The sequence below is a fragment of the Streptomyces sp. NPDC058576 genome, from assembly GCF_042718715.1.
Taxonomy (GTDB): domain Bacteria; phylum Actinomycetota; class Actinomycetes; order Streptomycetales; family Streptomycetaceae; genus Streptomyces.
The window spans coordinates 1-4,655 of sequence record NZ_JBHXPF010000112.1 but is presented as its reverse complement, the minus strand read 5'-3'; the positions used below and the strand labels follow the sequence as shown (position 1 = coordinate 4,655).

The window sequence follows — 4,655 nt, the reverse complement described above, 5'->3', positions numbered from 1 at the left end:
GTCCCCCCCCGTCGGGCACCCGGGCGGCGCCCCCCCACCCCCCACCGGCGCCCCCCGGCGTAAAACCCCCCCCGGCCCCGCTCCGGTGATCAACGCGTCCGATGGACTACAGCGCCCCGAACCCCACCCGTCGGGTGGTCGGCTCACCGATCTCCACATACGCGATCCGGTCGGCCGGCACCAGGACCTTGCGGCCCTTGTCGTCCGTGAGGCTGAGCAGCTCCGCCTTGCCGCCCAGTGCCGCGGCGACCGCGCTCTCGACGTCCTCGGCGGAAAGCCCGCTCTCCAGAACGATCTCGCGGGGCGTGTGCTGTACCCCGATCTTGACCTCCACGGCTATGTCCCTCCGACGGTCAGTCCTTGCGCGGCGAACCGCGCCGTACGCAGCCACATTAGCCCGGCGGGAGCGGCGCTCAGGGCCCGACCGGCAACGCCCGCAGCGAACACGGCGTCAGGCGTCCCGTCACGGAGGGCTCAGTGCTGCTCGACACCGTGCAGCGGGAAGCCCGCGATGCCCCGCCAGGCCAGCGAGGTGAGGAGCTGCACGGCCGTGTCGCGGGGGATGGCGGACCGGCTGGAGAGCCAGTAGCGGGCCACCACCTGGGAGACACCGCCCAGCCCCACCGCCAGCAGCATGGACTCGTCCTTGGACAGGCCCGTGTCCCCGGCGATCACGTCGGAGATGGCCTCGGCGCACTGGAGGGACACCCGGTCCACCCGCTCGCGCACGGCGGGCTCGTTGGTCAGGTCGGACTCGAAGACCAGCCGGAACGCGCCGCCCTCGTCCTCCACGTACGCGAAGTAGGCGTCCATCGTCGCCTCGACGCGCAGCTTGTTGTCCGTCGTCGAGGCGAGCGCCGTGCGCACGGCCTGGAGCAGCGACTCGCAGTGCTGGTCGAGGAGGGCCAGATAGAGCTCCAGCTTCCCGGGGAAGTGCTGGTAGAGCACCGGCTTGCTGACTCCGGCCCGCTCGGCGATGTCGTCCATCGCGGCGGAGTGGTAGCCCTGCGCGACGAAGACCTCCTGTGCGGCGCCCAGCAGCTGATTGCGTCGGGCGCGGCGGGGCAGGCGGGTGCCCCGAGGGCGCGCCGCCTCTGTCTGCTCGATGGCTGTCACGCCGCCTCCCAAATATGTGTTCCAGCACAGCCGGTCCGTGCAGGCTGCGCCGTACAGCCATCGTACTTTTGGGTAACCGTGGTGTGCGCGGCGCGGACGCAGAATTTCACGGACCGGACTGCTGTGGAAGTCACAGTTGCCTGCGGTCGCGAGTAAACCGGGGCGTATCAGCGGTAATCGTCCTCGTCGAGGGGGATCGCCCTGCGCTGCTCCGCCACATCGGCCTCATTGGCGGCGGCCGGGTCGACGCTCTCCGCCCGCTCGTCGCCCTCGGGCCGGACGTCCGCCCGCTGCTCGGCGGCGTCGGCCTCCGGGGCCTCCGGTCCCGGTGCGTCCGGCTGCGCGCTCTCGAAGGTGTCCGGGTCGCTCGGATCGACCGTCATGTGCGGCTCCCTTCCTTCCCATGAAGCCTAGGCGGTGGCTGACCGTTCCGCGTGGCGGCCTTGTGACGGCGAACACACGAATCAGTGCGTGATCGTCTCGTAACATTGGCGCATGTCTTCGACCGAGCTGCCGGGTATCCAGGCCGCCGCCGCCGCGGTGGCCCCCACGGTCAGTGCCGTCCGGGTCGCCGACGGCGAACGGCTGCGCTCCGTGTCCTTGCCGGGGATCGGTCTGAACGTCCGCTGCCGGCCGGGAGACCGGACCGGACTGCCCTCCGCGCTGTACGTGCACGGGCTCGGCGGATCGTCGCAGAACTGGTCCGCGCTGATGCCGCTGCTGTCCGACCTGCTCGACGGAGAGGCCGTCGACCTGCCCGGTTTCGGGGACTCGCCGCCGCCGGACGACGGTGATTACTCGGTCACCGGACACGCTCGCGCGGTGATCCGGCTGCTGGACGCGGAGGAGCGGGGACCTGTCCACCTCTTCGGCAATTCGCTGGGCGGCGCGGTCGCCACCCGGGTCGCCGCGGTCCGCCCCGACCTGGTGCGCACCCTCACCCTGATCTCGCCCGCGCTGCCGGAGTGGCGGGTGCAGCGACCCGCCGTCCCGACCGGTCTCTTGGCGGTGCCGGGGGTCGCTCCCCTGTTCGCCCGGCTCACGAAGGGCTGGACGGCGGAGCAGCGGACCCGCGGAGTCATGGCACTCTGTTACGGCGATCCGGCACAAGTCTCCGACGAAGCCTTCCGCAACGCGGTGGCCGAGATGGAGCGACGGCTGGAGCTGCCGTACTTCTGGGACGCGATGACGCGTTCGGCCCGGGGCATCGTCGATGCGTACACCCTGGGCGGCCAGCACGGACTGTGGCGCCAGGCCGAGCGGGTGCTCGCACCGACCCAGCTCGTGTACGGCGGACGGGACCAGCTCGTCTCGTACCGGATGGCACGCAGGGCGTCCGCGGCCTTCCGCGACGCCCGGCTGCTGACGCTGCCCGACGCGGGGCACGTGGCGATGATGGAGTACCCGGAGGCGGTCGCCCAGGCGTTCCGGGAACTGCTGGACGATAGCGGCGGGAGCTGATCCGGGGCGTGGGACGACACAGTCGAAAGGGCGGGGCGATCCGCCCCGACGCGGCAGCGGCGGAACCGGACGGCGAGCGCGCCGCGGCGAGGCCCGCCTCCGGCGGCCGGCGCAGGCGGACCGCGCCCGCACCGACCGGTGACGGGCGGAACCTGTTCTCCCCGCTGACCGGTGATGGGCAGGGCCCGTTCTCCGCCGACGCCCCGCAGGTGCGCGGCGGCCACCCCGAACAGCGCGAGCAGGGCGGCGGCTGGGGCGCCGGACCGCAGCGCCGGCAGGGCGGCCGGGGCCCGGGGTCCCAGCACGACCAGGGAGAGGGCTGGAGCACCGGCCCACAGCCCCGCTACGGACAGGGGCACGGTGCACCCGCGACCCACAACGCCCCTCATCCGCAGGCGCCCCACCCGGGCCCGGACAGCCGGACCGGCGATGCCCGGCCGTATCCCGGCGGGTCCGCCGGGCCCACCGGACCTCAGGACACCGACGCGCGGCAGCAGGCCGTGGCCCGCCAGGTGTCCGCCCAGCGCGCGGCCCAGCGCGCCGCGGACGGCCGGGCGGCACAGCAGCCGACGCTCGACGGCTCCCCGGTCCCGGGCCCGCGCCGGGAGTTCCTGGAGGCCTTCGACACGGACGCCCCGCCGAGCGCCCCCGCTGCGACGCCGCCAGGCCCGCCGGACGGCTCGGACGGCGTCGACGAGGCCGACGCCGAGACCGGGGATCCGGACGAACGCTCCGCGAACCGGGGCGGCAAGGGGCGGACGTTCACCGGGATCGCCGCCGCCGCGGTGACCACCGTGCTCGCGGTCGTGGTGGCCGGACAGGTCGCCGAGGACTCCGGCGGTCGTGCGGCCGCCGCGCGCGCCGCCGAGGTGGAGCGGCAGGGTCTCGGCGACGAGGCCTCCCGCTCCGACGCCCGCCCGACCCCGAAGCAGCCCCCGTCGAAGCCCGAGGTCAAACCCCTCTCGTACGCGGCCAAGATGGCCCAGCCGTATCCGCTCGCCGCCGATCTGAAGGCGAGCGGTGAGTTCGAGGCGGTGCCCGGTCTGGCGAAGGCCCCCGGGAAGGGGCAGAAGCACAGCTACCGGATCGATGTGGAGAAGGGGCTCGGCCTCGACGCCGGCCTGTTCGCCGAAGCCGTGCAGAAGACGCTCAACGACGACCGGAGCTGGGCGCACAACGGGGCGATGACCTTCGAGCGCGTCTCCTCGGGGGACCCGGATTTCGTGATCACCCTCGCCAGTCCCGGGACCACCGGCGACTGGTGTGCCAAGTCCGGTCTGGACACCACGGTCGACAACGTGTCCTGTGACTCCGCCTCGACCGACCGCGTCATGATCAACGCCTACCGCTGGGCGCAGGGCGCCGTCACCTTCGGCCCGGACAAGATGCTGTCCTACCGTCAGATGCTCATCAACCACGAGGTGGGCCACCGGCTCGGGTACAACCATGTGAGCTGCCGCACGCCCGGCGCCCTGGCCCCGGTGATGCAGCAGCAGACCAAGACCCTTGAGCTCGAAGGCATCAAGTGCAAGGCCAACCCCTGGGTGTACCCCGAGAGTTGAGCTGGCCGGCCATATCCTGAGGCGGCCGTCCCATCCCCGCTCTGACAGCGGTCGGGGCGGTCGAGCGGCGGCGGCACGACCGCCCTGGGCCGGATGCTTCTCCGGCGGCTGCTCGACCCCGACGGCCGACCGCCTCCGCCACGGGGGGCAGGGAGATCGGCGCGCTGTCGGAGAAGGAGCCGCTGACAGCGCCGGCGTATCGGGATCGCCCGCGCGCCGGCCGCTGCCGGCGGCCGTGCCCGCCCTCGACCCGGCGCTCGCGGCGGCCCGCGGGACAGCCCGCAGGGAGCTGGCCCGGGCCTGACCCTCCGTGACAACCGACCGCTGTATCGCGACGGAACGCGACCGGGGCGGGAAAGTTACGACGGTTCACCCCTTTCGGTGGTGGGGGGGGGGAACCCCCCCCGCCCCCCCCCCCGCAACCCATGAAGGAGGGGCCCCGCGGGGGGCCCGGTAAAAAAGCGCCCCCCCCCCCCGGAGAGCGGGGGGGTGTTATGGGGGTGGGGAGGGTAAACC

At 73.2% G+C, this 4,655-nt stretch carries 5 protein-coding genes; 2 read left to right on the top strand and 3 right to left on the bottom strand.

Annotated features, from left to right (window positions below; genetic code table 11):
- Nucleotides 1–106: 106 nt before the first annotated feature.
- The 3 genes from ACFWRV_RS36070 to ACFWRV_RS36060 form a co-directional block, all read right to left on the bottom strand.
- A complete protein-coding gene (locus ACFWRV_RS36070) occupies nucleotides 107–334 on the bottom strand; it encodes a DUF3107 domain-containing protein (RefSeq protein WP_010061602.1) in 228 nt (75 codons plus the stop codon).
- Nucleotides 335–474: 140 nt separating this feature from the next.
- The gene (locus tag ACFWRV_RS36065) at nucleotides 475–1,116 is read right to left on the bottom strand and encodes a TetR/AcrR family transcriptional regulator (protein ID WP_010061601.1); all 642 of its coding nucleotides are present in this window, start codon (nucleotides 1,114–1,116) and stop codon (nucleotides 475–477) included.
- A 167-nt stretch (nucleotides 1,117–1,283) separates the two neighbouring features.
- Nucleotides 1,284–1,499, bottom strand: coding sequence for a hypothetical protein (locus ACFWRV_RS36060; protein ID WP_384340369.1), 216 nt, complete (start codon nucleotides 1,497–1,499; stop codon nucleotides 1,284–1,286).
- 112 nt (nucleotides 1,500–1,611) lie between these two features.
- Here ACFWRV_RS36060 and ACFWRV_RS36055 point away from each other — a divergent pair, with 112 nt between their 5' ends.
- A complete protein-coding gene (locus ACFWRV_RS36055; protein ID WP_384340367.1) occupies nucleotides 1,612–2,577 on the top strand; it encodes an alpha/beta fold hydrolase in 966 nt (321 codons plus the stop codon).
- An 8-nt stretch (nucleotides 2,578–2,585) separates the two neighbouring features.
- Nucleotides 2,586–4,139, top strand: a complete 1,554-nt coding sequence (locus ACFWRV_RS36050) for a DUF3152 domain-containing protein (RefSeq protein WP_384340365.1) — start codon at nucleotides 2,586–2,588, stop codon at nucleotides 4,137–4,139.
- Nucleotides 4,140–4,655: the final 516 nt, after the last annotated feature.